We start from the raw sequence: 26,926 nt of genomic DNA on the forward strand, positions 1-26,926 counted from the left end.
CGCCTTTAGGCGGTTTCGTCGCGCTCGACCCAGTAGGGCGCAAGCGGGGCGAACTTGTGGCACTCCATGCAGGTATCAAGACATTCGGGCTTGCCATGCTTCGCGCAAGTGTCGCAGCAGCGCGCGGGCTTGCAGCTTTCGTGATTGGCCAGCGCATCGCCCACGGCCATGCAGATCAGCAACAGAATGAACAGGGCGGCAATGATGGTTCCTAGCATGGCGTATCTCCTTTGTGGTTGGTTGCGATTGCGTCGGCCCGGCGTTGTTCCCGGGCAAGGTGGTTGCGGTTTTTGGCGTTGAACTTTTCCAGCCCGTGGAATTCGCGGGTGTCCAGTTCCGACCGTTCCGCCTCTCGGTTAAAGTCGTGGTGGGTCACTTCGCCACCATCCAGTCATAGACATCCTGCACGTGGTAGAGCGCGGCGCTGTTCTTGCTCTCGCCCGTCTTCTTACGGCGGATGATCCCCTCGTTCGCCAGCTTGATCAGTTGCTTATCCGAAAGGCCGAAGAGTTGACGGCAGGTTTTGGCGCTCCCGAAAATCGGGCAAAGGACGGTTTTAAGTTCGAGGGTTTCGAGCGGCATAACATTACTCCAGTAAGGTAGACGGGGAAATAAAAACAGGCATTACTGCAGTAAGGCACTACGGCAAATAGCGGCGCACCTGGGGCAGGCTCGGCAGGTGCTGGTCAAGCGTCTTGCGGATCAGCTTGGATTCGTCCATGTGTTCCTTGGCGGCAGTTCCTTGCAGGCGTTTCTTTAAGGTTTCGGGTACTTTTGCGGCGATGCTTGCCGAGTTGTCGTTAGTGGCCATGGGGTATCCTTTGTGGTTGGTTGTTGATGATTAGAACTACATTACTGCGGTAAGGTACGTCAAATTATTTTTTGGAAAAAATTTGAAATTTGACAAAATCCGAGTATTACCGCAGTAAATGAGGCAACCACAAGGGAGGGTGCCATGGAAAAAATAACTCCAAATCGAGAAGAGATCATCACGCGCCGCAAGGCCAAGCAGCTAACCCAGAAAGATCTGGCGCAGCTCGCCGATGTCAGTGAATCATACATCACCCGCATCGAAACCGGATCGGCAAAAAACCTCTCACTGCAAACCGCCGCCGCGATCGCTCTAGCGCTCGGGTGCAAGCCGCCGGAAATTGCCAACGGTGTAAACATGGCCATCATGGCTAACATGCTCGAAATAGATACCCACAACGCCCTCGGCGGCTATATCGAAAAACTATCCGATTCCGAAAAGGCACGCCTCAAGGTGTCGGAAGGGGATCGGGAACTTTATGCCGATGCCCATACCGACCTGCGCAACTGGATTTTCCACAACAAGCCAGGCGGAACCATTCTGATCCTCGCCGTGCGCTGCGGATGGAAAGGTATGGAGGCCATCGACCAATGGCTCCGCAACGTCGCAGCCGAACAAGATGTTGAAACCATCTATTCCGCCGCGAACGAAGCGGGCTATAAAGGCCGCGATCCGGTATTTATGCAGTAGTCGATTCGGTGGTCTCTTCTTGCCGGGCCTTATCGCGCGCCACCATTCTTTTGCCGATATCACACCCGTCACGATGGTCGCAAATCGAGCCGCAATACATGATGCGCCAGCTGATCGCGCAGGTGCGGAGGTGTCGCCGTTCAAAGTCGGCGGTTGCAAATGGCAGACCGACGTCCCTGCCAGCCCGCTCGCTCAGCAGCCACTTGTCTTCATCGATGGCATCTTTTAGAATCTGGATCTGCCAGGCCATAAGCTCTGGGAATGCTTTGCAGTGCATCTCGTCCTCCTAGACGTAAACAAGTTATTACCATATACCAGAAACTAATAGTTTATGGTATAAGAGCATCCCGTTAAATGGCTTTCGTTAAAGATGATCACCGACACCAAAAAAGCGCCGAAAAACGGAAGGCCCCACAAACAGCAACAGTCTCTCTAACCGCTGCCTTCCTCTGCCCGCAGTGCGAGCATTTCAATCAAAAGATTTTCCACCGTCTGCTCAAGACTAAGCCCATGCCGGGCCGCATGATCCTCAAGGTCACTCTTCAAAGCCTTCGACACCTCAACCACAATATTTTCACGCATTTCATCACCCCAACCCGTTTGCAATACCTCAAAAGACAGCTCCCTCAACTCACATACAAGCTAACCTTGCGCTAACGCTTTTTCAATCAAATTTGGTGGCTAAAAATATTATAAAATAATAGTAGCTACCATAAACGGCTTCCTGTATAAACTTCCGCCAGTTAGGAGAAACACCATGGCTAAATCACAAGATGAAGAGTCGGGTAAAACAAACATAAGCATCACCCTGCCCAGGGAACTCATAAAGCAGCTGGATGTAATCAGTCGCCAGGAACAGCGCAGCAGATCAAACATGATTGCTGTAATGTGCGAAGAGATCATACAGAAAAAAAAGATGCAAACTGTTTAATCACGACCTTGCAGCGGCCGTCGGCAGTAAAACCGCGGTCGCCGCTCAGATTCATCGTGAAAGCCATGGCGTGCGGATTTAAATAAGGAAGGCAACGCGCCATGAAAACACTGTTACTGGCAGTAATCTGTTCCATCGCCACCTCCGCACTAGCCACCGGCCCGGCAGGATTCTTCGGCCTGAAGTGGGGCTGCACCAAGGCCGAAGCCGAAACCGTACTGGCCGCAGCCGGCGTCGATGTTTCGAAATCATCGCATTTGCCGCATGATTCGCTACCAACTTGGCGTTACAACGGTTCGCACTATTTCGCCACAGCCAACCGTACATTTCTAATGTTCAACGAGAATGATCAGTTGATCTGGGTGCAGTTAATGTTTCCGAAGCAGACAAGCAACGATCTGTTCGATTCCCTCACGCGGCAATTCAAGACTGTTTTCGGCTCGGACAACGTGGATCTAACCAAGCAAAACCTAGCGAAGGTGAATCGCGCCAATGACTCCCTATGGATCCGCAACAAGGTCGCACCCAACGAGACCGTCGTCTACGTCTTTGGCAAACACAATGCACCCTATGAGACCTTCATGAAGACGCGCACAGAATGAAAACGCAGCGCTTCTTTTGTAAGGACTGCAACGAATACCGAAAGTGCGAGGGCCGCACTCCCAGCCACATCCTGCATCTTCTGCTATCCATAATCACCGGCGGCATCTGGCTAATCGTCTGGCTGATCCTGCTCCTCAAGCCCCAGGCCTGGCACTGCGCCACCTGCGGATCCCGCCGCATCGCCAAGCACCACGAACTGTCCGAAGCCATCAAGAACAAGAGGCAAGCCAACCCCGTCGCCATACTGATCGGCCTTCTCGCCGGCATCGCAATCGGCTTCTGGCTCATGCTCTCGGGTGGGTAGCTCCCGCCCCTAAAACAGTCAACGGATTGCCTACGGGGATATGCCCGACACATCCGATATACCCGAAAAACCCCAATAAAACGCACATTACAAACCACAAATGTGGGTTCGAATCCCACCCCGAGCACCATTTTTATGCCGCAGATCGATTGATCTTGCGGTTTTTTTTGTGTCTGGTCGCATGGATGGGCCTATCCCAATGGACAGCTTGTTATTCTGTTGGATTGGTGGGTTTATCCCTTGGCTGGAAGGGGGCGTCCAAGGGGGGGGCGGAGGCCATTTCCAGGGTGTGGCAATTGTGGTAGACTGTAAATTAAAATGCCCAACTTTCCGTGGCGGCGAACATCTCATGCTGCAACCTCCAGAGCGAACAGTTCTTCTGCGGTTTTAAAATTGAGGATCTTGCGGGGATAGCGATTGATCCATTCCTCGATTCTTCGGATATCTGTGTTGGTAAACTTACCGATATCGCATCCTTTGGGAATGAACCTGCGTATGATGCGATTAGCATTCTCGTTGGACCCGCGTTCCCAAGACGAATAGGGGTGGGCATAGTAGATGTAGGTTCGGGGCGTCCGGGTCTTTACTGATTGCTCCAGAGCGACATAATCGAGGAACTCGCTGCCGTTATCGGCTGTGATGGATGTGAACATAACCCTGAACGCCTCCTTGCCCATGGAGCGCTCAATGCCGTTGACGGCACGAAGTACCGAGGCCTGGGTTTTGTCTTTTATCTTACGGATGATCAACTTGCGGGTTTTTCGCTCTACCAGGGTCAGCAGCGCGGCCTTTCCCGTTCCCTTGCCGCCAACTACCAGGTCGATCTCCCAGTGACCGCAGGCTTCGCGGCTGGTAACCTCCTCGGGGCGATCATCAATGCTACGACCCTGCGGGGTGCCGCGCTTGGCCTGCCGTCGGAGAGACTTATGCGTCTTACCCCGGGAGCGCTTTTCCCATAATGACTCGTTACTTACGCCAGGTATTTCGCCTTTATCAATATGATTGTAGATGGTTTTGGCACAGACAGCCTCATCCATGCCCTTCTGTTTCATACGTGCGGCCACGACCTCCGGAGACCACTTTCGTATGACGATATGGCAACGAATGAACTCTACGGCAGCACTGTTGGCCTTCAGCTTGACCGCAGGCCCCTTTGCCGTAGCATTCAGATCATGTACGTCTTGCGCCCGGTCCGCATTGTATACCCACTGCGTTGTCAGGTCGCTGTTGAGGTGTTCAACCTGTCCTTGCTTAATCTCACGATCGATAGTTCGCCGATCCCGACTCAGTTGGCTGGCTATTTTAGATTTCGCCATCCCTGCCTTTAAAAAGCCTTCTATTAAAATACGTTCGTTTCGGTTCAAGTGCTTGCCCTTACGTGATGGGATGTTACCTTTATTTTGCTCCATGCCGATGCTCCTATCCTCGTTTGTGGTGAATTGAAGAAAGGTTCATTCTGGCATGGGGCACTTGATTTCCAAACTGGGCATTTTAATTTACAGTCTACCGGGTGTGGCAATTGTTGAAAAATATGGCGACAGAAACTTGGTTTTTTGCCATTAATTACCGCGTCTTTTCTGAATTTTGTTTGAGGGTTTCTGGATGAATCGGTTTTTGTTGTTCGAGGCGTTGCTGTGTTTTGGCCTGACGGTGGTTGCGGCGGATGCGGAGGTGCGCGATTTCAGGACGCAGGACGGGAAGAGTGTCCGCGGTGAAATCGAGAGCTATAAGCTGCAAACGGATAAGTTGGCGATCAAGACGGAAGGCGGGAAAACCGTTCAGCTGAAGGCCGATGATTTGGTTGATGATGACTATGTCTATGTCCGCGACTGGGATTCGGTGAGGCTCTTTTCGCAAAACACGCATTTCCGCATGTATTTCAATGGGCCGGAGTCGCTCAACAAGTGGTCGAAGATCCTGTGGCGCCGCCCGCCGGGCAATGTCGAGGCGCAGCAAACCTATAAGATCGACCACAACCGGCTGGGATATGAAATCAAGTTCGATAACCAGACCGGCTACGACCTGGAGAACGTTGAACTCAAATACAATCTGTTCTACATGCAGGAGCGCATGGACTACCGGGTTGAGGAGAAGGTTCCGGATATTGTGGTTCGGCCGTGCCTTGAACGGTATGCGATCGTCCCCAGCGGCAAGAACAACAAGTTTGCGTCGAAAACCATCGTGCTTCGCCGCAAGGAGATTGCGGGGGCCGGCACAAAGCTGCGCTATCTGGAAGGGGAGGGACGTTTCCTGAAGAGCGAGATGATCGGGGCCATCTTCCGCGCAACGATCACGACCCGGAGCGGGCTGTCGACGGTTCGCGAGATTCGGATGCCGAAGGATCTCTCGGAGGAGTATGTCTGGGTGGAGCCGACCGCAGAGAATATTGTGTGGGCGGATGATTCGCTTGATGAGCGTGAAGATGTGCGGCGCCCGCCGACCCTTTGGGTTGAGTTGGGTGGTAGTGGTGAAGGGGGGTAACCGGGAATTTCGCGTTCCGGGAGGTTGATATGGCCAAGAAGAAAAAGCCGTTTTTTGCAAAACACGCCAAGTCGAGTGCGGCGATGGTGAGTTTGGGCATCCATGCCGCCATCATCCTGGCGGCGGCAAGTTTTGTTGCGTTCAAGGTGATCGTTAAGGAAGAAAAGGTGTTTGTTGCCAAGGAGAACAAGCGGCCGAAGATGAAGCTCAAGAAGCTTCAGGTTCCGATCAAGATGGAGAAGCGCAAGAAGCAGACGGCCAAGCTGCGCAAGCGCGTGGTGGCCAAGAACCCGCGGCGAACCCAGATGGATATCACCATGCCGGAAATTACGGGCGTGATGGGCGGCATGGGGGCGATGGATGTTTCCGGCGGGCTGGGCGGCGACATTGGTTTCAATATTCCCGAGATCAACTTTTTCGGCGTGAAGAAAAAGAGTGAAAAAGTAGTGTTCGTGGTCTTGGCGGGCCCGGCTTCGACCAATGGATCGAATGGCTACCAAAGCCCGAAGTCGCGCATGTGCTTCTATACCTTGCGGGCGCGGTTGAACGACATGGTGCAGAGCCTGCCGGAATATGCCCTGTTCAATGCAACCTTCTTCATGAGCGAGATCACCACGCCGTTTTCAACCAATATGTTGCTGGCGACCCAGGAAAACAAGGATCTGCTGGTCGAGTGGGGGTCTACCGTGAACCCGCTGGAGCTGGAGGAAACCTACGGCCCCGGAAACAACTATGAGGGGTTCTGGGCGAAGTATATCACGCTCGACTGGGAAAATGGCGATCGCTGGGAGGGCGAAGACCTTCCGCCGGTCTATCCCAAGTGGCTCTATCGCTATGAGCCGGGCCCGAGAATCCTGAAGCATTTCCCGAAGAACGGGGTGAAGCTCAAAAAGGAATTCGAGCACTGGAACAAGGCCGTCTGCTTTGCGTTTGAGCAGAAGCCGGATACCATTTTCATTCTGACCACGAACTATATCGGCGAGGAACCCGGCGTGCTGACCCAGTCGTTCATGGATATTTGCACCGACATCTACGGTCCCGACCGAAAGCGGTTCCCGACCATCAACGTGGTTGTGCTGACCCGGCCGGGGCAGAATGCAGAAGGGGCTTCCAATGTGTTGGATACCTACATATCCATCATCAACAAGTTTCGCGGCAAGGGCGAGATCATCAACGATATCCGCGACCACATGACCGTCGAGGAAAAGGCCGCCATGGAAAAGCTGGAGGGAACGTTCTAGTCCTTCGCATTGCGGTGTATAATCGGTGTTCATTCGCGCCCATCTGTGGTTCACTCCTGCGCATGAGTGAAAAGGAACTGAAGAAAACATCCGCATACGTCTGGTTCGATGCCGAGTTTACCTCGCTGGAGCTGGATGCCGCCCGCCTCCTGCAGGTGGCCGTCATCATTACGGACAACGAATTGAACCGGTTGCATCCCGAATCCGCCGATCTGAACCTCTGCATCCGGCTGGAGGAGGGGGAGCAGGTTAGTGCGTGGGTCGAGGAAAACCTATCCGGCCTGGTTGCGCAGTGCCGTACCGGCGGGGCGGTGACGCTGGAGGAGGCCGATGCCCGCATTGCCGCCATGCTGGACCGGTATGCCGGAACGCCGTGCGCCGAAATGTCCGACCGTCCGGTGCTGGCCGGCAACAGTGTGCATAACGACTGGTTTCTGATGCGCAGGTTCCTTCCGCAGTTTGCAGGCCGTTTGCATTATCGCCTGCTCGATGTCTCCACCCTCAAGATCCAGTGGATGGATTGGGTCGGGCGGGAACCGTTCGATAAGGAAAGCATTGAACTGCTGAACCAGTATTGCCCAGGCGGTGGAATCGATGCGGCCAATGCCCACGATGCGCTTTTCGATATCAAGGCCTCCATCGCCGAGTTGGCGTTCTACCGATCCGGACTGACTACGAACTGAAGCGCCGGTCCCAGTCGTAGGCCCGGGCGGTCACGGTGTCTTCCATGCGCTGGATGCGCCGGTCGAGGTTCATGAATTTTTCATGGATCTGGTGGATCGTGTATTTAGGTACGCGCACGTAGGCGTCGTAGAACTCCTTTTCCGAGTCGCTGGAAAGCGGGCGGACGGGGCTCGGCTTCATGAGCAGCGCCGCCACGAAATAGAGGATCAAGGTCGGCCAGACGCCGGTAATAAGAAATAGGACAACCACCCCGATGCGCGTCCAGAAGGTGGAGATGCCGAAGTGTTCCGCCAGGCCGGCGCAGACGCCGCAGATTTTTCCGTTTCTAGAGCGATAGGGGCCGTTTCTGCTTTTTTCTGAATTGCTCATGGCTCAGCGATCCTTGTTCTTGGGTTCGTAGAGAATGGTTTCCAGGGCTTCGATCCGCCGTTCCATGCGCTCGAGGCCATGATGGATCTCCTGGATCATCTTGGTTTGTTCGGGATCATCCTTGTATTGCGGCTTTCGCTTGGCGATGACAATGAGTGTGCCGCAAATAATCGCGATTACAGGCGTTCCGAACAATAGGATTACCGCTGCTAGACCGACGATGTCCATTTTGGATTCCCCCTTCCGGATTAGGCGTTTGGTGTTTCTTTGGAATCTGCTGAAGCAGAATATTGCGAGTTCTTCAGGTCGGCCAGTTCTTTTTCAATCTGTTCGTCGGTTGCGAGTTGCGCGAACGCCTCTTCAAGCGTCGGTTTGGTCTTGGGATTGACCAGGTCGGCCTCGGCCTCCATTTGGTCGATGCGGCTTTCCAGCTTGTCGAACCGGTCGATGGCGTCCGTGCCGTTGTAGCGGCGGATGCCCTCCTGTGCTCGCTTCTTGCCGTTCGCGTGCTTGTGCCGCTCAACGAGCGTGCGCTTCTTCTCGCGGGCCCCGGTTAATTTGTTTTCCAACTCGGTGATGTCGTTCTTGTATTGCTCGATCAGATTGGCCAGCGCGTTGATTTCCTCCTCCACCGATTCAACCTGTTCGGCGAAACGGCGCTTTTCGAGCAGGGCTTCGCGGGCGAGGTCGTCGCGGCCTTTGGAGACGGCGAGTTCGGCGCGCTTGGTCCAGGTTTGGATGACTTCCGAAAGTTCATCCTTGCGGCGCTCGATCCGTTTGCAGTTGGCAATGACGCCGGCGCAGGACGATTTGAGTTCGATCAGCGTGTCTTCCATTTCCCGGATCATCATCTTGATCATCTTTTCGGGGTCCTCGGCCTTGTCCAGCATGGCGCCGATGTTCGAGTTAACGATATCCCGGAATCGTGTGAAAATACCCATGGTTAGCCTCCGTTGTTAGGTTATCTCCCCAATAACAGCAAGTGTGCCAATCTGTTTGGTTGTCGCAAGGTAAACTTAATGAAGGGTTAATGAAAATTGACAATAATCTGCAATGTGGTATAAAAAGCCAAAATCTAGCAAAAAAGGCCAATAATGTCTGAAAATACACCATCGGTAGTCGAGGCTTTGGGTCAGTCGGAAGCGTTCCTGGATTTCCAGGCGCGCCTTTCGAAGGTGGCCCCGGTTGAGCGCCCGGTATTGCTGGTTGGCGAGCGCGGCACCGGCAAGGAATTGGCGGCCAGCCGCCTGCATTATCTTTCTGGCCGGTGGGACGGGCCATTCGTCACTTTGAATTGCTCGACGCTCTCCTCGTCCCTGATCGAGGCCGAACTCTTCGGCCATGAAAAAGGGGCCTTCACCGGGGCTGAGCGGCAGCGGGCGGGGCGCTTCGAGACGGCCCATGGCGGAACGCTCTTCCTCGATGAAATCGGGACAATTCCACTGCCGGTGCAAGAAAAGATTCTGCGCGTGGTGGAATACGGATCGTTCGAGCGGGTCGGCGGATCGCAGCCGATCGAGGTTGATGTACGGATCGTCGGGGCCACCAATGCGGACTTGGCCCAGATGGCCGATGGAGGCGAATTCAAGCGCGACCTGCTCGACCGGCTCTCGTTCGAGGTGCTCTATCTACCGCCGCTGCGTTCGCGCAGGGAGGACATCATGCTGCTCGCCAACCATTTTGCGACGCGCATGGCCTTCGAACTCGGTTATGGCGATATTCCCCGGTTTGGCCGCAAGGCGACCGGCCTGCTGGAGCGCTATGCATGGAAAGGCAACGTACGGGAACTGAAAAACGTCGTCGAGCGCGCCGTCTACCAATCGGAGGGGCATGTGATCGACGAGATCGTCTTCAATCCCTTCGTTTCGCCCTATCCCTTCGAGCCGTTGCCTAACGCACCGAAGGGGCCGGAAGCGAACCTGGAGGTCGACGAGGGGCCATCCGCCGCACCCATCGACCTAAATCAGCCCTTCAAGGAATCGGTGCGGCAGCACGAGCACCGCCTTCTTCAAGCCGCGCTCGAACAGACTCACTTTAACCAGCGCAAAGCCGCCCAACTGCTCCAGCTCTCCTATGACCAATTCCGCGGCCTGCTGAAAAAGCACAAGGAAGCGTTGTCGGTTTAGCGATTGTTGCGCTGGGTTTTTTCCAGCGTGTCCTAATCTGGCTCTCATTTATACATGGGACTTTCCGCGTTCATAGGCTTCGATCTATCACAGTTCGCGAACTATGATAGTGTTCAGTAAAGAGTGAGGAAGATGTGCAGGGGGTGATGGATCGCTTTTTCGGGGCTGTAGGCTATTGGGTGAAGTGCAGGTAGGTGGGGGGCTCTGACAGATCGATAATGATGAAGCTTTCTCCTTCGGGGCCCACGACGACAGGCGAGGGGGCGTTTGAAAAAGGCATCCGCTCGGCCTTGATCAATGTTCCGGGAAGCCGTTGGGCATCGATTTTGCAATGTCGCTTCTCTCCTTGGGTCGTCCAAGCCACCCAGATGGTGTCGGTGGGATTCTTGTTCTTGGTGAACTCGAAAATATGGACACCGTCCGTTTCTTCCAGGATAACGCGGCTAAAGCGGTAGTCGCCGAGGGTTTCGTAGAAATGTTTAACCGCCCAGAACGACGGCTTCGGCTTAAAGTTGCGGGTGAGGCCGGATGCGGCGTGGACGGATGCCTGGTCGGAGTCGTTGAAAAAATAGATGTAGGCCCGGTCGATGTCGCGCTTGGAAAAGCAGAGCAGGGAGCGGATGAGATATTGCGCCTGTTGTTCATCGGTGACGCCCCGCCAGTTCAGCTTCTTAAACCAGCCCGTTCGCTTTTCCATCGCTTCCGGGGTGCAGGAGTCGTAGCCGAATTCCGTGATCCAGATTTCCTTGTCCGGCGCGTGTTTGTTTCGCCATGCGATGGTTTCGTCGACGATCTTCAGGTAGTCGAGTTGCGGATCTTCCGGGTAGCTCCTATCCCACGGGCTGTACGCCTTGCTCTTGGGTTTGATGGGGTAGACGTGCAGATTGATCACGTCGTACAGACCTTTTATTTTCGGGGATGCAAAGGTTTCGTCGAGCGACTTGGAATATTTGTCGGCCTCGCGCGCATGGGCGGTGGCCGTCACGATTTTAAGATCGGGATCCGCCGCCCGAATGCCCGAAGCCATGTTGATGAAGAGTTTTTGGTAGAGCTTGTCGTCGAAGTCGTTCCCCGGTTCGTTGCCGATCTCGATCGAAGTCGCGAGCTTGCGGGATCCAAAATAGTCGGCAACGGCTCGGCCATATTGACGGGCCCATTCCTCTTTTTCCTCCCATAGCTGGCGGTATTCCTTGTTGCTTTCGCTGAAGCGGGAAAACTGCAGGCAGATATCGGTTTCGAATCCGTGTTTCGCCCATTTGCCGTAGACGTTTTTATCCCAGTCGACCTTGTTGACGCATTTTGGAATGGTGATCGGATCGCCTGGCGCGTTCACGTCCCAGTCGATATTATGGTAGTTCCGGACAAGTCGGCAGGTGGGGCGGTACAACTCCGGTCTAAACTGGAAATGCCCGTTCAGTCCCAGGAAATCCTTGATCAGCGGTTTTCCGGAATTCCCGTTGGCCGTGTTGAGGATCATGGCGGCACATAGGATGGGTGGGATTTGTTTCATGGTTAAGTTCTTTCATTCAACTCATCGAGCCGGTGGGTGATGAGATAGTCGTGGAAGATTTGAATGAGCCCCTGCCGGGCGAGGGCGGATTTGTAGACCTTGGCGGTGTGGTCGGGGCCGAATAGGGTGAAGGCGGTCTGGCGGATGATGCTGTTGGAGGGTTCGACCGGGAGCTTTCCGAGGTTCAATTCGGTTGCTCCGTTGGCGGCCTGGAACGGAACCAGGATGTTGGTGATGATGGCGTTGGCTCGGGATTGGCCGACGAGCGCGGTCGGTTTGCATTTGGTTTTCCAGCCGATATGCGTTGTCCACTGGTTGGTGGGGAATTGGGTTAAAAGGTTCCAGTGCTCTAGGAGTTGCTGCGTGTTGAATGCATAGTGCGCTGCGGCCATGAGGCGGCGAACGGGATGGTTGGCGGGGCGGATGCCGGCGAGCGTCCAAGCGGACTTGAAAAATGCCAGTTCCTTGAGTTCTTCGGGCTGCTTCCACCAGAAGTCCCAGATGGTGCGGATGAAGGTTTTGGTTTCGGGCGTCCACTTGGGATCGGGATTGGTGGGCAGCAATCCGGAGAGGCCAATGAGCAGGGCATAGGCCTCGTCGGGCGACGTTGCCAGGGAGCGAATTCGGGCCAGCGGAAGAGCCGTGGCGAGTTGCCGGAAGGGGGCCTTGTTGTTTTTATAGCCGAGGGCCGCTAGGAGTTCTTCCCACAGGACTTGTTCCGGTTCCTTGGTTTGGATGGAAAGCACTAGCCGCTCGGCCTTGAGCCGAAGCCGCTCCTCACCTGCGGATTCAAGGAATTCGGTTTTCCGGTCGGGATCCATTCCGAGCAAAGGGAACGTGCCGGAAGGGATGGAGTAGGGGAATGCGGTGAGGTCGATATTGTCGAACGAGAACTTTGGATCGCTGGCCAGTGGTTCTTGTAGTGGAATCTGGACAAGGCCAGGTATTTCCACACCTTGGAAATAGACGATGTGGAAGCGGACGTTTTCATAGCGCGGGTCATGGCTGTGGCCGTGCTGGTTCCAGGCGTTGGCATGGATGTGGATCTCAAGATCGCCGCAGACGCGCCGCTTTTCTTTGCCGACCAGGAGGGCGGCGTTGAGGAAGTCTGGGCCGGCCTCGAGGTTCCAGTCGCCGGGGTGCTCCACCTCGACCGGTTCGCCATCGGTGGTTGTGAGGTCGGCGGGCCGGTTGCGCGGATCCGCCCAGAGGCACTGGATGTGCCGCTCGCGGTAGGGGAAGTGGCGGAAGGGCGTCGAGGATTCCCGGAGTGCCCCGGCGGAGTCCATCTGCCGATAGGCGGGGGAGCGGGGGAAGCATGTTTCCATGTTGTGGAGCATCGGGATCACATGGGGCCATTGTGTTTGGTTTTTATTCTTCTGTTGGTATCGTTGAAGAGATGCCGAGATGGAAGTTGGGTAGGTGTTTATCGATGTAGGATGAGAATGCATGAATGAAGACAATGGCACCGGACATTTCCAGTAGCTCCTCCATGGCGACCATGGAATGATAGCCAATCCCTTCAATTCCTCCGGCTCTTAGGCGACCGCCGATCACTTCGACCACTAGGGATCCGCATACATAAAGGGAGCCTGCTATGATGATCAAATTGCGGGTTTCTTTCGGGATTTCGCCAAGGAACCTCAGGTACGAGATGGCGAAAACAATGGCGAGAACGGCGTAGGGTAGTGTCCATCCGAGGGTCAGGATGCCGGAGTCCCTCAGGAAAATCCCGTTCAGGCGTTCATGGAAACAGAGTGCTTCGTCGATCCCCAAGAAGAAGAAGGCGAGGGCAATACCTCCCCATTTCAGACGATAGGAGCGTTTGCCGGGGTCGCTTCTGGCGATGAAGGCGGCAAAGATGGCGCAGAGCCACAGGAGCACGGTAGAGAACAGGGCGGGAATGCTTTGTTCTGCATCGAGGTTAAGCATGTAGATGGGGACATCCCGGGTTCCGCGCAACAATGGGACGAAGCTGACAATGTTGAGCAGTCCCATTGCAATGGCAAGTGCCACAAGAAGCGTAGTTGTTTTTTTTGGACTGATAGTCACTTGATCCATGGTTTCCCCTAGTTTGTAGTTAATTCATGGTTTTCAAAAAGCTAATCAAACGCAAACAAAGTGCTAACAAAATTGCGAGGTAAATCCGCAATTCTCTACAAGGATCGTTTTCTATTGCACCTGCCGGGGCAGCAGATAGGATGACTGCATGAATACATTGCAGGCAGACCGTGTTGTGAAGGCCATTGTGGATGGCGAGGACGAATATGCAACTATTGCGGAGCTTTCGGGCGTTGAGCCGCAAGAGCTGGTTGCGCAGTCGGAAACGATTGACCGGGCCATTCAGTTAATGCGGGGCTTCTACAAGTACGGTCATGAAAACATGAAGCCTGCCGGCCTGCCTCCGCCCAGGAATCCCTATTTCGACATGGAGAAGGGGATCGACGAACAGTGCCCGGAATATTTTGCCTTCGAAGCGGTGCAGCGGAATGGCATGGATCGTGAGCGTTGCATCTGGACGTGCGGCCAGTTTGGTCTGGATTCCGCCACCGCCGAAACCGCGCTTGATAATGTCATCATTCCATGGCGCGGTGCCAATGGTTGGAAAACCTACGCCCGGCGGAATGCTTCCGGGCACCTGGTCTTGCAGGACAAGCCTCCGGTAAAACTGAAGCGTCATCTAGAGAAGCTGATCCAATCGCTCGTCTAGATTCCTTTGTTGGTATCTGCCTTGAACCATGCCGGTTCCCATGTTCCTGGCATCGATCTTCTCTGCTTTTTAGCCGGAGGGTTTAATTGCTTTCATGAATTAAACTTTTCAACAGATTTCACTATATAAAACTTTGATTTGTGGGTAAGTGCTGTGTTTAGAGGGGGTGGTGAAATCCGGTCGGATTCCTCATGTTCTACGGCATTTTTTTACCTCCTCAATTTGCAGGCAAATACATTTGACCGGTAGCGGATGCTGATATAAACACTCGATCCTTTGATGCAGGCAGGGGTATGTCTGTTGATGTAAGTGCTTATAGATTAAGGTGAAGAGGTTGTTCTTTACCTTGTTGAAAAGATCTTTCCAGTAGTTCGGCGGAGGCAAAGGATTCCTGCTGGGAAAAGGAGAAGAGCTGGCCACGAATCCATTTCTCTTTTTTGAGAACAAGTTCGGTTTTGGCTTTCGATCCGGAAGTTAAGCAATAACTAAGATGAAAATAAAAGCGGCGGATGGAAGCAAGATCCGCCGGCGGTTCGGGACGCGTGATTCCGGAGCAAACCCTCTAGTTGTTGCGGTTGGATCGTCCGGCTTTCGTTGGATGCATTGACTACATACCCCCCTCATTTGGCATAGCGTGTGCTACTTGGCACCTGCGTGTTCTGCTTTCGAATTCGGTGATCGGATCCGGGGCAACTCTGGGGGCGGAGGGAACGGGTGCCAACAACACTTACTAGGAAGAAGTCGATGCAGTTTAGTTTGATTCATAGAAGTAAAGCCATCTTTGCCGCCATGACATTGGCGCTTGTTTTTACGCATGGAGCGGGAGCCGTTGGCCCCCTCCCACCAACGGGCGGCCCGCCTGCTCCTGTCTTGGTAGACATCTCGGTTTCGGGGCCTGTTTCGATGGATGAAAATTCTTCGGAGCAGATGCTTTGTACCGCCAGCTATTCGGATGGGACTTCCGTACAAGTCTCACCGGTTTGGAGCGAGGATTCCAGCGAGGCCGCGATCGATGGTTCGGGCATGCTCTCCGTAGGGGATGTAACCGGGGATCAAGTTGTTAATGTCTATGCCGATTTCGGCGGGAAATCCAAAAGCTTAAGCATAACCATTGTCGATACTACCCCCGTTCTGGATAGCTTGGAGATCAGTGGGCCGACTGTGGTCGCCGAGGGAACCTCGGAGCAGTTTAGCTGTACGGCCATTTATTCCGATGGTTCTGTTTTGGCCATAACGCCTGCATGGAGCGTCTCGCCCGGCATTGCATCAATTGATTCGGCGGGGCTTTTGATTGCAGGGGATGTTGTGTCTGACCAGGAAGTAACTGTTTCCGCAAGTTTCGGGGGCAAAACCGTCCTGCTGAAGGTGCTGATCAAATATGTGCCGCCTGTTCTCTCCGGGCTAACCATACAAGGTGCGGTTTCGATGAATGAAGAGACCTCGGTCCAGCTGAATTGCGTGGGGCATTATTCCGATGGGTCAACCGCTTTGGTGGTGGCTGAATGGAGTGAAAATTCATCGTATGCCACGATTGATGGAAGCGGGGTGCTGAGCGCCGGCAATGTTTCCTCCGATCAGAACGTGATGGTGGGTGCCAGTTTTGGAGGATATGCCGATACCCATTCGGTCGTGATTAAATATGTTGCTCCGACACTCATAGGCATCACGGTTTCCGGGCCCTCCATCGTGGCAGAAAATTCATCAGGTCAGTATGGCTGCGTTGCAACCTATTCCGATGGGACTACGCAGGCTGTTGTGCCCGACTGGAGCGAAAACTCCTCCCACGCATCCATTAATTCGTCCGGTACTTTGACGGCGGGTGATGTGTCTTCGGATCAATCCTTGACCGTTTCCGCAACGTACCAGGGCAAGTCGGACTCCATGCCGGTTACGATCAAGTATGAGGCACCGACGTTGCAGTCGATTTCGATTTCAGGATCGACCAGTGTGGATGAAGGCGAATCGACTCAATACACCTGCATCGCAAGCTATTCCGATGGGACATCGGAAAGTGTTGTGGCCACTTGGTTCATGGATTCGGAGTTTGCCCAAATCAGCACTTCGGGAATGCTCGTGGCTGGCGCCGTGGCCAAGGATGAGACGGTAATCGTTTCCGCGACCTATTCCGGAAAAGCTGATACCTTTGACGTGACTGTGAAGTATGTTCCGCCGCCCGTGGTTCTGGCCGGTTTGGCCATATCCGGGCCGACGGAGCTTAATGAACTTGAATCCATCTCGCTGACCTGCCAAGCAACCTATTCCGATGGATCGACCGAAACCGTTACTCCGGTTTGGTCTGAGGATTCGGCTAAGGCAAGCGTCAGTGCTTCCGGTGTCCTGACGGCCGGAAACATAGAATCCGATGCTACCGTGAATGTTGTCGCAACCTTTGGTGGGTTGCAGGCCAGCCATGCGGTTTCGGTTTGGTGGGTTGGCGATCAGGTTGTCTATCCGCTCACGGGGCTCGCTGGAAAAGCGGTGAGGGCCGAGCTTTATGATCACGCGACAGGCGACTGGTACGACCTCGGGCCGTTCGATAGCCCGGAGGAACTAGTGATCGAAAACGTAAATCCCGATCAGTGGTACTGGATTTCAATTTCTGAATCGAACACGACGAGCGATTCGTGGGATGAAGTCCAGGCTAACTGGCTGCACATGTAAAATTTGACAAGGAGAAGCAAAATCATGAAAAAAATACTGGCAACAATCATCATAGCGCTTTGCGCAACATCGTTCGCAGGCACCGTTGGCAAACCAACCGAGCATCTCGCCCTTCCCGAGGTGTCGGGGGGGCACTTGGTCTGTATCTGGGATCAGACGGCCGGGGCATGGATCGGCGGATTCGAAAGCTACGACCACTCCGGAACCTACAATTTCGCGGTTCCCGAATGGGGGCGTTGGTACTGGATTGGCCTGTGGGATGAAGCCAAGGGTGAATATGTCTATAGCAAGTGGATTGGCCACTTCCTGACGGACTAGGCGCAAGGTTGGGAATTCGACATGAATGGAATCAGGATTATCAGTGGGTTTCTGGCCGTGGCCATGGTTTCGGGGTGTGCCTCGATGGATGGGGCACAAGGACCCGGTGGGCCGAGGCTAACCGGTTCCGGAATGGCGACCGAATATGGCCAGTATGCCGAGGTTGGTGTCGAATTCTCCTCCATGGGCGATTTTGTGGCGCTCGTTTCGCCTAAGCGTTGGCAATCGCCCGTGGCAACGGGCGGAAGCCTTTCGTGGGTGAATCCAGTTGCCTGGAGCGAAGATCCCGGTCGGACGGGACGAATCCTCCTCGGCGAGGCCGTGGTGGTTGGCGGGATTGCCGCTGCTTCCATGGCTGGTGGAGGAAGCGATGGGGGGGAGGCTACATCTAGCGGCGGAGGGACTGCTTCTTCCGGAGGTACAGGAGGATCATCTGTCGTTGGAGATCCTGTTGAAATTCCTTTTGACGGCGCCCGCCCCGTGCGTCCTTAGGCATGAATAGCTTGCCTTGGTTGGCCTGGATCGTCTAAAGAACAGCCCCAGTGTGTGGCTGTTTTTTTATTTGGAGACTTTTGATCATGTTTAAGGGTGTTGTTTTTTCGGTATTATTGTTCGGTGTTCTTGTTTTGTTAAACGGATGCTCCGCAACGGGTGCGAAGACGGTTTCCGCCGAGGAATTTTCCGAGAAGGTGGATGATGGAAAGGCCAAGGTGGCAGCACTGGTTGCTGGCGATGGCATTGAGCTGTCGGTTGAGGTGGATGGCCGGATGGAGGTTGCCGCCCATCGCGCAACTATCAACCATGCCGGCATGGTTACACTTCCCTTGGTGGGCGACGTGAAGATTGGTGGCATGACCCTTGCCCATGCCCGTAGCGCGATTTACGAAACCTACGGAGCCTATTTTGTAAACTCCCCGGTGATCATGATCAACCGGGTGGATGATGCGGCCGAGGGCGAGTGGGGCTTCATAACCGTTACCGGACGCGTGTCGCAACCGGGAAGGATCAAGATTCCGTCGGCCAAGGGTATGAAGCTGACGGCGGTGATCCAGGAGGCCGGCGGTTTTGAGGCAAGTGCGAAGAAGAGCGATATCCGGGTTTCACGAACCAGCAAGGATGGGCGGAAGATCCAGGTGACTGTCGATTACGACGAAATTGGTCAAGAGGGGAATCTTCAGGCGGACATTGATCTGAAGGATGGCGACATCGTCTATGTTCCGGAACGGATCTTTTAGATGAAACGTCTTTGCTCCGTCTGTTTAATTGCGTTTTTTTCTGCTGCGGCGATTGCCCAGGATCAGGCGGGTATAGAGGTGGGGCGTTTTTTCCTGCGCCCGCAGGCCGATCTGACGGCTGCCTACGATACCCGTGCGACCCGGACGCAGGGGGGGGGCTACGAAAAGGATTTTTATTCCGAGCTCTCGGGCGGAGTGGTTTTTGGCAATCTTCCGGCCCGGTACGATTTTTCCGGTCGTGCCCGTTATGGAGTGCGGCACTACAATGAGACGTCCGGGGAACTAGGGCAGTTCTACGATCTGTCCGCTGCCCTTGGCTCGAGGGGGAACGCTATGGATTGGGGTTTGTCTGGCAGTCTCTCGAAATCCTTGGATTACGGGACGGCCTATGATCCCGACGCAGGGGTGGAGCCGGATCCCATTCTCACCAGCGAGGAAAACACCCAATATCAGCTCCGGGGGAATGTAGGGTATAACCAGCGGCTATCGGACAAGATGTCGCTGGTGCCGGCCTATTCCCTTCTCTACTACTTTCAGGAGTTCGAGACGACCGAGGCGGCCGAGTGGGTGACCCACGAGGCAAGTTTGCAGCTTCGGCGCAAGCATAGCGAGGAAACCGTTTTTACGTTGGGTGGATACTACACCGTGCAGACGCGCGAGGAAGAGGCCGGGACCATCGGCTCGGTCATGTTGGGTATGGAGCGGGATCCATCCCCGAAGACATCGGTGTTGGCGGAAATCGGCGTCTCCCATGCCGATTATGATCTTTCCGGTTCCGAACAGGGGGTTGTCGGAAACCTCAGGGGTACTTGGCAGCTCACCGACAAGATCGGTGTCCATGCCTATGGGGGGACGGACTTTGTCCCTGGTTTTGGAGGTGACGGGGCAAGCATGGTCTATCGTCTTGGGTATGGCATTGGGTGGAACGTGCTTGAAAAGCTCGGTGCACAGGCATCCGCCCTGCACGAATACCGGGATGCCGTCGAAGGGGACGGAGCGGATGCGATAACCAGGTTTTTCGCGAATGCGGGCATGCAATATGCTTTTACCGATAGGTTCAACCTTGGGGTTGGGTATCGATTTGTGAGCGACGAAAACGAGCCCGATCAGCATGTTGTCTCGGCAACGGCGGGGTATGCGTACTGAACTTGGTCCTTGCTTGAAATTTGTTGGTTTTTAAGGTGGAGGAAAAGGTCGTGTTGACCTATAAATGAGCATCATTACAAATAATTGTCAGGAGACTGCGATGAATATGAAGAAAAAAACCTTGTTTGCGATGTTGTCTGTCGCGCTTCTATCTGGATTATCCATGGCCGACGATATGGTGTTTGTGCCGATTGGGGATGCCGGCAACAGTGCGGATACCACGGGCTATGGCGCGGTGGGATACGAGTTCCAGATCAGTCAGACGGAGGTTTCGTATCATCAGTGGCAAGACAGCGGCATCGGTGGAGGAAACTCCTGGGTGGGAACCTTGGGGACTGAAGCTCCGGCCGCAAGTGTGACTTGGCATCAGGCCGCGCGCTACTGCAACTGGTTGACGAGCGGCAATGCCGATAATGGCGCCTACACCATCGGGGCTGGCGACAAGGTTACCGCTGTAACGGCTCACAATGGCTTGGCCATGGATGCGCTGGTGGCAACCCACGGCGTTGTTTATGTGCTTCCCACCGAGGACGAGTGGTACAAGGCGGCCTACTACACCGGCTCGGGCTATTCGCTTTTCGCCAATGGAACTTCCACGGCTCCCGTGCAGGGTGTTGATTCCGTATATGGCGGTGTTGCCAACCCGGAAGAAGTTGGTTTCGGTACTGCCGAGCAAAGCGGCACCTTCAACATGATGGGCAATGTCATGGAGTGGACGGAGGATGCCACCTCCGACGGTTCCCCGTTGAATCTGGGCGATGCGTCCCAGAACATGGCTCTTCGCGGTGGGGGGTTTAATAGCTATACTGGCATCGGGTTTGGCGATGCTGAGCTTCTAAGCAAAGACGGACGTTTTGCATATGAACCCTATATTGTTCGCGATGCAGCCAGCAACGACACCGGTTTCCGTGTGGTGGCCATTCCCGAGCCGGGAACCATCAGCCTCATGAGCCTGAGCACGGTAGGCCTTTTCCTCACCCGTACGATCCGTCGCCGCAAGCGTTTCGGAAGTAGCCTGATGCCGATCCGCCGCACCCCGCTCTGCGACTCCTTTGTGTCGGCGCAAGAGTTCCAGGGAATGGATGAAGAGGATGCCTTGGAGGATAGCTATTTTGCCGAATTGAGTTTGCAACTGCGGCAGTCGGTTGTGGATTGCATCAACTCGGCAGTGAGTGTTTTCCGTCGATTGGATATGACGTTCTGGAATCGCATGGTGGTCGTGCATGAGCGTCGTGTTGAGCGCCGCCGCATGGTACTCGCTACCATAAAGAAGAAAGCGCTTCATGGTTTCGACGAGTTTCTCGCATTGATTATGAAATAGCCTGGTGCTCGAAGAAAGGCCTCGGTTCGCGGGGCCTTTTTCATGAACGGGAGATTCCCGGAAACATTGTTGCGCAATGGCCAGTATGGTTGATTTTCCACTTCCCGAATTTGCATTGGTGAACGTTTTTTCATTGGTTCCAAGGAATTCCCGTCTTTTGAAGTTCTGTTGGCATACTTGGTGCATAAGGTTCAGTCCTTTTTAAGAGAATGTGGGATTAATGGATAAAGAAGGCATATATCAAGGCGGCACCCAGAAGGTGATCCCCCGGGCGGCTCAGGCCGGAAAAGCGACTGGCGGAAGTCTTTTCGAGCCAATGAATCTGTTGCGCATGGTGCTTCGGCGTTGGATGACGGTTGCGCTCCTCACTCTTTTTGGAGGACTTGCCGGTGTCTTTGTGGCACAGCATGCAACGCGCACCTACGTAGCCAAGGCGGAGCTGGAAATGAGTGTCCGTCGGCCAAAGGTCATCAATAATGAAGCGGTGTACGACGACAGTACGGCGCGAGACGAAGGGGTTATTTTCAATACCCGCTTCAAAAAGTTCAAGTCGCCAGCCATGGAGCGGCTCGCAACCCAGGAATACTTCAAGCGCTACCCCGAGGACGAACAGTCTAAAGGTGGAACCATCGGGAAATACACGCTTGCTACCCTCATCCGGGATGTCAACTGGTATAAGGATCCTTCGGCGAACATTGTTTATGTATCCTACCTGAGCACGAATCCGGAATTCGCCGCAAAGTTGGTGAACGTGCTTTCACATTGCGCGGGTTTGTTGATGATGCAGGAAAACCAGACGATGTCCGATGAGGCCGTGAAATGGTTGATCACGCAACTTGACGATCAACGGGATGAGCTCGAAGAAGTTGAGCTCCAGCTAGCCGGCATCCGCGACGAGCTTCAGCTCGGTTCCCTCGAACAGCGAAAGGAAGCGCAAAGCCAGGCACTGGTCGCCGTATCTGGGGAAAGGGAGGGATTGGTCAGTACTCTGGCATCCCGGGAAACCGTATACGGTTTCGTGATGGAATTGAATGGAACCGATCCCAACCTCGAAATCCTTCCCACTGGACTTCCTAAGGAGGAGCAGCTCAACGAGTTGATCGGCACTTGGCGATCCGCCCACGATGAGTTGTTATCCGTGGCAAGCCGCTATACCGATATCCATCCCGAATATAAGGCTGCCGAAGATAAAGAGGCTCGTGCGAAAAACCGGTTGGAGCAATTTATCGACATGTCCGCCAAGGCGGTGCAGAACGAAATCGACTTGCTCGGCAAGCAGCTCAAGCAGGTTGATGAGCGCATCGTCAAGATCGAGCGTGAAATACTCGACCTGGAGCAGCAGATTGTCAGTGGAAACCAGAAACTCCAGCGATTGGAGCGAAAACGCGATGCCGCGGATAACGCCTATCAGTCCATGTTGCGCAGGATGGAGGAGGCGCGCCTGTCCGCTGATGAAAACATGGCATTCACCAAAATCATTCGCAATGCCGAGGTGCCGCGCATTCCCGAAAGCCCCAGCAAGAAAAAAATCGTTGCAACAGGGATCTTTTTCGGGGGAGCCGCCGGGTGTGCACTTGTGCTGTTGCTCTCCATTTTTGGTGACAAGATTGAATCAGTCACCGATCTTAAATCGCTCGGCCTTCATATACTGGGAACTCTTCCGACCCACAAGAAGGTCGATTCCCGTAGCGAACTGGCCACGATCGGCCTGAGGGATAAGTTTTGCCACATGATCGAGATCTTTGCTGGTGTCAATGCACTCATTTCCTCCAACAAATATGCAGAAAAGACCAAGGTGCTTCTTGTGAACAGTGCCATGCCGGGGGAAGGGAAAACCGTTGCCTCGTGCAACCTCGCAATTAGTGCCGCAATGAACGGCTCCCGGACGCTGCTGATCGATGGCGATCTGCGTCGTCCGCAGCTCGCGAAGGTTTTTGCGATTGGAGAGGATCATCCATCATTGCTGGAATGGTTGGTCGATGGCGATAGCTTGATGGGTCATCGTGACCTGGTATCCCATGGCGTAATCGAAAACCTCGATGTGGTAACGAGTCGGCCTATAAAGGAAATCAATCCTGCTGAATTGCTTGGGCGTGGTAGGTTATCCGAATTGCTGGACTGGGCCCGCGTGCATTATGACCGCATCATCATCGATTCACCTCCTCTTGGCGCAGTAGGCGATGCTCAGGTGCTTGCCAATCTTTCTGATGCCATAATCATTGTTTCGCGGATAGGAAAAACACGCCGACGGACGCTCAAGTTTGTCCTGGCAAAGTTTGAGGAAATCGACGCCCTTGTCTTCGGTTGCATTGCCAACGACGTTCCCCATTCGATATCGGGAATGTTCCAAGGGGCCGAGGGCTATGGCTATACCTCAAAGTACGGCGCCTACAAGCCCTACGGGGGCGAGTAGTCGATACGCTGGTGGATAGATCGGGAATTCCAAATGCATTCCCGAAACTTACCATGGACAAAAGCGCACTTAAAATAGTTCGGGCTGGTCTAGGCGAAGGGTGCCGAACGACCAATGGCGGTAGCGTGCCCGATAGTTTCCTGATCCCCGCACCAAGTCTTGCGTAGCTATTGCAACGTCTTTTCAGGCAGTGCTTAATGCGGGTTGTTCGGTCGGTTTTTAGTGATTTAATTTCCCTGCTATTTGATTTGATGATTCTCCCTTCCCGTGCCAAAACACCCGTTTGGCAAGAGGTAGGGAAAAGTATCTTCATGAGACACATGGCATGCCTGTTGCTTAATTATGATTCCATGGAATAACAGCCGATGTCTGTTGGCGATCAACAGACGGAAGCCGCATTTTGATTGGGGCAAAATGCGTATCCAGGAAAAAGCAATTAGGAAAAAGCAAAATGACACCGACACGTAATCTTTTAAATAAATGCAATGTCCGTTGGTTTGCTGTGGTAGTGGCTGTTGTCTCCTTCGGATCTACATCGCAGGCGACGTCATTTCCGGACATGCCTACACACGGCCCTACGGATCAATTCCCGCCGAGTTTTTTTGATTTTATTCCACCAGTTGGCGGTGTTGCTGCAGACGCCTCTCCTTTGGTCAACGAATGGACGCGCCACAACCAACCCGGCGATACCATGGCGCTTACGGGAGAGGATCTTTCATTTCCTCCCGCGGGAAAGCCAGAAGGTGCCGATACGACGTTCCTTTTCTTTGGACAGAACTTTGCGGTAACCTCCGGCATCGTCCAGCGGGTTGAAGGTCGTCACTGCGCCGTCACCCTACCCTTCAGGCTTCCTCCCGACGAGATGTACTTGGCATGGCCGACCAACTCCAACGGTGTAGGTATGCCCGTGGCGATCAACCAGACCGAGTCTTGGTGGATTGGATTCGACGAGGTTGCGGCAGGGGAAACATTCTCGGTCTACGGCCGTAACCTTTCGCTCGGAGGCGGTGCTTGCTGGGTCTATATCGAGGAAACAGGCGATTGGGAGAAGAGTTTCAGCGCGAATCCCTACAAGGCGGATTTCACCTGCCCCGATCTCAAGAATGGAACTTATACCATTTGGCCTCACAACGGTCATGGAGATAAGTATGGTTGGGGAGCGCCTCGGAAACTTACTGTGCGCGATGCCAATGTATGGAGTGATGATTCGCACTCTTGGTTCAATGTAAAGGATTATGGGGCTGTGGGCGACGGGATCACGGATGATACCGAAGCTATAAATCTCGCGGCGAAGGAGGCGGGGGATAAACCTTATTCCACGGTTTATTTCCCCGCCGGAACCTTTCTGGTTTCGGATCGTATTTATCCAAACCGGGCCTTCTTGCGCTACAAGGGAGCCGGGGAGTCTCTGACGACGCTGCAGGCGGCATCGGATTCGTTTGGCTCCTCAAAGTACATGCTACCCTTGCGCGAAGATTCCGCGGTCGAAGATCTGGCATTCAACAAGGGGGACTTGAATGTCATTCCCATCACGGTGCAGGGCGGTAGGACGAGAAGTCACATCACCCTGACGCGCGTCACCTCGTCGGCGTTGAGTACCGGGCCGCTGGGCGATACCAGCGGGGCTCCCGCGCTGGACTACACAAGCGGTAAATATTTTAAAGCCAAGGATTGCACCTTCATTACGAATTACGGGGTAAAGGGGGGGAAGGCCGACCAGGTATTGTTCGAGAATTGCGAGTTCGTCGGCATTGGGGATTGCAACGGACTCATGTGGTACGAAGGATCCCGCTTTGCCATGACCGGTTGTCATGCCCATCCATACGATGCAAGTAGTTCGGTCGATGGCTTGGGCTGGGCAAAAGGGCGTTGGGTGTATGGCGGAGGGTATATTACCAAGGCTTACATCGGGGATAATGTTTCCATCGACATGGCCCCTCGCCTTGCCGATCCGTTTTATCGAGGGAACCCTGTTTCGATTAGCGCGCTTGAATGGGTTGATCCGGAAAAAACCGGGCCAACAGACCAGGCTAGGCAGGTCTTGTCGTTCAGCGATTTAGGCCGTCAAGAGATTGGTAACGTGCAGGCTTCTGTTGGCGAAGTGGGTCATAAACGTCCGGAATGGGGAAGTAAAATCGAAAGCTGGGACTATGACCAGGGCCAAGTGGAAATACGTGGCATGGCGAAGAATCTTGCCAGTAGCACGGATGACGAAGTGATTTTCTTCGATATCGTCGACCAAAACGCTGGAGAGCAGTTTCTGTGGGAGGCGATGGTTGTTACGTATGCAGGTTCCCCGTCCGCAGTGACGGACTCAGCAACCCTCCATTTCGGTGATCTGGAAGAGGATTTTAGTGGTTATACCATGATAATTGCCGAAGGGCGCGGTGCCGGGCAGTCGAGCAAGTTGGCGGCCAGCGACACGTCCAACGGCACCGTAACGCTGGAAACCCCGTTAGGCGTTGAACCGGATTCAACAAGCCTGTGCAAAATCGGGAAGTTCTTGGATCGCGTTGTTTTGTATGGAAATGACCTTAGTGGAACCGACCGAGCTAGCGAGGCCGGTGTTTATACGGCCACTACGGGGATTAGCTGTTATGGCGGCGGAAGCAAGCTCATTGTCGATGGCAACAAGTTTTCGAAAATGAAATCGGGGGTTGTCCTGTGGGCCGGTGCTGGAGAGGCTCCTTCGAACATCATGCAGCCCAACGTCTTTAATGTGGTGAAGAACAACACTATCGAAAGTTGCCAGAACGGGGTCGCGAACGTCGTGAACGACTGGGGCCACGGGGTTCAGCAAGATAAAACCTTCTTCTGCAATGTTACCCGTAGCAACCGTATCGTTAACTCGACGGTGGCGGCATTCGTGAACTCCACCTCGGAAGGGCGCCAGCGAAAGGATCTGTGCGTGTTTGAGCAAATCCATCTCGAGAGCAATGCCGCCATGGTGCTTGAAGAGAATGTGGATGTTCATAATCAAATATGGATTAGGAACGAGTTTACAGTGGAAGGTTCTGGGCATATCAATATCACAATTGTTTTGCCGGGGGGAGTGGATGAAAGCAGGCGCAACACGTCATCTTATCCCTTGGTCGGTTTTGGTGATAGGCCTGTAAGGGCCATGTTATATGACATAGAAGGAACATTGATCCAAACATGGAACGGTTTGGAGGACGAGAGCCGGCTCTACTTGGAAAACCTGATGAGTGACCGATGGTATGAAGTGAAGTTCTTTGTCTTTCAAGAAAGCAGTTGGACCCATCATAGCTCCATTTCAATCGGCCCGAATACCCAGTAGTTGTGTTAGTTGCGGATTGCACTTTGCTAAACCATATCGGGTATGGTTTTCGTTTGAAGCAGTTCAGATGATAG

The 26,926-nt window shown here is 54.0% G+C and carries 30 protein-coding genes; 17 read left to right on the forward strand and 13 right to left on the reverse strand.

Annotated elements, in window-relative coordinates:
• Positions 1-5: 5 nt before the first annotated feature.
• From E9954_RS16450 to E9954_RS32585, 4 genes are read right to left on the reverse strand one after another with little or no spacing between them, the layout of a single operon-like run.
• Positions 6-218 (reverse strand): hypothetical protein, encoded by a 213-nt coding sequence (locus E9954_RS16450; RefSeq protein WP_136080399.1) that lies wholly within the window; start codon positions 216-218, stop codon positions 6-8.
• A complete protein-coding gene (locus E9954_RS32580) occupies positions 212-376 on the reverse strand; it encodes a hypothetical protein (RefSeq protein WP_168442332.1) in 165 nt (54 codons plus the stop codon). Before E9954_RS32580 ends, E9954_RS16450 begins: the two co-directional genes overlap by 7 nt.
• The gene (locus E9954_RS16455; RefSeq protein WP_136080400.1) at positions 373-582 is read right to left on the reverse strand and encodes a hypothetical protein; all 210 of its coding nucleotides are present in this window, start codon (positions 580-582) and stop codon (positions 373-375) included. Before E9954_RS16455 ends, E9954_RS32580 begins: the two co-directional genes overlap by 4 nt.
• 58 nt (positions 583-640) lie before the next feature.
• On the reverse strand, positions 641-811 hold the full coding sequence (locus E9954_RS32585; RefSeq protein WP_168442333.1) for a hypothetical protein: 171 nt from the start codon (positions 809-811) through the stop codon (positions 641-643).
• A 144-nt stretch (positions 812-955) separates the two neighbouring features.
• On the opposite strand from E9954_RS32585, the gene E9954_RS16460 reads away from it, so the two are divergent.
• A complete protein-coding gene (locus tag E9954_RS16460) occupies positions 956-1,501 on the forward strand; it encodes a helix-turn-helix transcriptional regulator (protein WP_136080401.1) in 546 nt (181 codons plus the stop codon).
• Here E9954_RS16460 and E9954_RS16465 read toward each other — a convergent pair.
• A complete protein-coding gene (locus E9954_RS16465; RefSeq protein WP_136080402.1) occupies positions 1,491-1,778 on the reverse strand; it encodes a hypothetical protein in 288 nt (95 codons plus the stop codon). The genes E9954_RS16460 and E9954_RS16465 overlap by 11 nt on opposite strands.
• A 155-nt stretch (positions 1,779-1,933) precedes the next feature.
• Positions 1,934-2,083: a hypothetical protein gene (locus E9954_RS32590; protein WP_168442334.1), complete on the reverse strand. Its 150-nt coding sequence runs from the start codon at positions 2,081-2,083 to the stop codon at positions 1,934-1,936.
• A gap of 175 nt (positions 2,084-2,258) precedes the next feature.
• Here E9954_RS32590 and E9954_RS16470 point away from each other — a divergent pair, with 175 nt between their 5' ends.
• From E9954_RS16470 to E9954_RS16480, 3 genes are all read left to right on the forward strand, one after another.
• Entirely contained in the window at positions 2,259-2,432 is a 174-nt protein-coding gene (locus tag E9954_RS16470) for a ribbon-helix-helix domain-containing protein (protein WP_136080403.1), read from the forward strand.
• 101 nt (positions 2,433-2,533) lie between these two features.
• Complete coding sequence (locus E9954_RS16475; RefSeq protein WP_136080404.1) at positions 2,534-3,034, forward strand: hypothetical protein; 501 nt, start codon at positions 2,534-2,536, stop codon at positions 3,032-3,034.
• Positions 3,031-3,339: a hypothetical protein gene (locus E9954_RS16480; protein WP_136080405.1), complete on the forward strand. Its 309-nt coding sequence runs from the start codon at positions 3,031-3,033 to the stop codon at positions 3,337-3,339. The genes E9954_RS16475 and E9954_RS16480 overlap by 4 nt, the downstream gene beginning before the upstream one ends.
• Before the next feature lie 347 nt (positions 3,340-3,686).
• Here E9954_RS16480 and E9954_RS16485 read toward each other — a convergent pair whose 3' ends face one another.
• Positions 3,687-4,748, reverse strand: a complete 1,062-nt coding sequence (locus E9954_RS16485; RefSeq protein ID WP_136080406.1) for an IS30 family transposase — start codon at positions 4,746-4,748, stop codon at positions 3,687-3,689.
• Positions 4,749-4,941: 193 nt separating this feature from the next.
• Between E9954_RS16485 and E9954_RS16490 the strand changes: the two genes are divergently transcribed.
• The 3 genes from E9954_RS16490 (at position 4,942) to E9954_RS16500 (ending at position 7,744) form a co-directional block, all read left to right on the forward strand.
• Entirely contained in the window at positions 4,942-5,820 is an 879-nt protein-coding gene (locus E9954_RS16490) for a hypothetical protein (protein ID WP_136080407.1), read from the forward strand.
• A 29-nt stretch (positions 5,821-5,849) separates the two neighbouring features.
• Positions 5,850-7,061: a hypothetical protein gene (locus E9954_RS16495; RefSeq protein WP_136080408.1), complete on the forward strand. Its 1,212-nt coding sequence runs from the start codon at positions 5,850-5,852 to the stop codon at positions 7,059-7,061.
• Between the two features lie 62 nt (positions 7,062-7,123).
• Entirely contained in the window at positions 7,124-7,744 is a 621-nt protein-coding gene (locus E9954_RS16500; RefSeq protein ID WP_136080409.1) for an exonuclease domain-containing protein, read from the forward strand.
• On the opposite strand, the gene pspC is transcribed toward E9954_RS16500, so the two are convergent.
• Genes pspC through pspA form a run of 3 tightly spaced genes read right to left on the reverse strand, consistent with a single transcriptional unit; the run spans position 7,734 to position 9,055 of the window.
• Positions 7,734-8,114: an envelope stress response membrane protein PspC gene (pspC, locus tag E9954_RS16505; RefSeq protein ID WP_136080410.1), complete on the reverse strand. Its 381-nt coding sequence runs from the start codon at positions 8,112-8,114 to the stop codon at positions 7,734-7,736. The two genes, E9954_RS16500 and pspC, sit on opposite strands and share 11 nt — an antisense overlap.
• A 3-nt stretch (positions 8,115-8,117) precedes the next feature.
• Positions 8,118-8,342: a phage shock protein B gene (locus tag E9954_RS16510; RefSeq protein ID WP_136080411.1), complete on the reverse strand. Its 225-nt coding sequence runs from the start codon at positions 8,340-8,342 to the stop codon at positions 8,118-8,120.
• 20 nt (positions 8,343-8,362) lie between these two features.
• On the reverse strand, positions 8,363-9,055 hold the full coding sequence (gene pspA, locus E9954_RS16515) for a phage shock protein PspA (RefSeq protein WP_136080412.1): 693 nt from the start codon (positions 9,053-9,055) through the stop codon (positions 8,363-8,365).
• 153 nt (positions 9,056-9,208) lie between these two features.
• On the opposite strand from pspA, the gene pspF reads away from it, so the two are divergent.
• Positions 9,209-10,240, forward strand: a complete 1,032-nt coding sequence (gene pspF / locus E9954_RS16520) for a phage shock protein operon transcriptional activator (RefSeq protein ID WP_136080413.1) — start codon at positions 9,209-9,211, stop codon at positions 10,238-10,240.
• Positions 10,241-10,412: 172 nt separating this feature from the next.
• Here the strand turns inward: pspF and E9954_RS16525 are convergent, their stop codons facing one another.
• The 3 genes from E9954_RS16525 to E9954_RS16535 are packed head-to-tail and all read right to left on the reverse strand — an operon-like array spanning position 10,413 to position 13,811.
• On the reverse strand, positions 10,413-11,750 hold the full coding sequence (locus E9954_RS16525) for a glycoside hydrolase family 5 protein (protein WP_136080414.1): 1,338 nt from the start codon (positions 11,748-11,750) through the stop codon (positions 10,413-10,415).
• A 2-nt stretch (positions 11,751-11,752) separates the two neighbouring features.
• A complete protein-coding gene (locus tag E9954_RS16530; protein ID WP_168442335.1) occupies positions 11,753-13,078 on the reverse strand; it encodes a DUF2851 family protein in 1,326 nt (441 codons plus the stop codon).
• 43 nt (positions 13,079-13,121) lie between these two features.
• Entirely contained in the window at positions 13,122-13,811 is a 690-nt protein-coding gene (locus E9954_RS16535) for a hypothetical protein (RefSeq protein ID WP_136080416.1), read from the reverse strand.
• A 148-nt stretch (positions 13,812-13,959) separates the two neighbouring features.
• Between E9954_RS16535 and E9954_RS16540 the strand changes: the two genes are divergently transcribed.
• From E9954_RS16540 to E9954_RS16580, 9 genes are all read left to right on the forward strand, one after another.
• Positions 13,960-14,460, forward strand: coding sequence for a hypothetical protein (locus E9954_RS16540; protein WP_136080417.1), 501 nt, complete (start codon positions 13,960-13,962; stop codon positions 14,458-14,460).
• Between the two features lie 903 nt (positions 14,461-15,363).
• Complete coding sequence (locus tag E9954_RS16545) at positions 15,364-17,121, forward strand: hypothetical protein (RefSeq protein WP_136080418.1); 1,758 nt, start codon at positions 15,364-15,366, stop codon at positions 17,119-17,121.
• A 24-nt stretch (positions 17,122-17,145) separates the two neighbouring features.
• On the forward strand, positions 17,146-17,439 hold the full coding sequence (locus tag E9954_RS16550; RefSeq protein ID WP_136080419.1) for a hypothetical protein: 294 nt from the start codon (positions 17,146-17,148) through the stop codon (positions 17,437-17,439).
• A gap of 21 nt (positions 17,440-17,460) precedes the next feature.
• A complete protein-coding gene (locus tag E9954_RS16555; protein WP_136080420.1) occupies positions 17,461-17,931 on the forward strand; it encodes a hypothetical protein in 471 nt (156 codons plus the stop codon).
• 86 nt (positions 17,932-18,017) lie between these two features.
• Entirely contained in the window at positions 18,018-18,674 is a 657-nt protein-coding gene (locus E9954_RS16560) for a polysaccharide biosynthesis/export family protein (RefSeq protein WP_136080421.1), read from the forward strand.
• Positions 18,675-19,820 carry a porin family protein gene (locus tag E9954_RS16565; RefSeq protein ID WP_136080422.1) on the forward strand — a complete coding sequence of 382 codons (1,146 nt, stop codon included), beginning with the start codon at positions 18,675-18,677 and terminating at the stop codon, positions 19,818-19,820.
• Between the two features lie 100 nt (positions 19,821-19,920).
• Positions 19,921-21,141, forward strand: coding sequence for a formylglycine-generating enzyme family protein (locus E9954_RS16570; protein ID WP_168442336.1), 1,221 nt, complete (start codon positions 19,921-19,923; stop codon positions 21,139-21,141).
• A 220-nt stretch (positions 21,142-21,361) separates the two neighbouring features.
• Entirely contained in the window at positions 21,362-23,554 is a 2,193-nt protein-coding gene (locus tag E9954_RS16575; protein WP_136080424.1) for a GumC family protein, read from the forward strand.
• Positions 23,555-24,005: 451 nt separating this feature from the next.
• The gene (locus E9954_RS16580; RefSeq protein ID WP_222847210.1) at positions 24,006-26,852 is read left to right on the forward strand and encodes a glycoside hydrolase family 55 protein; all 2,847 of its coding nucleotides are present in this window, start codon (positions 24,006-24,008) and stop codon (positions 26,850-26,852) included.
• Positions 26,853-26,926 lie beyond the last annotated feature (74 nt).

Origin of the sequence: Pontiella desulfatans (genome assembly GCF_900890425.1) — a bacterium.
GTDB classification, from domain to species: Bacteria; Verrucomicrobiota; Kiritimatiellia; order Kiritimatiellales; family Pontiellaceae; genus Pontiella; species Pontiella desulfatans.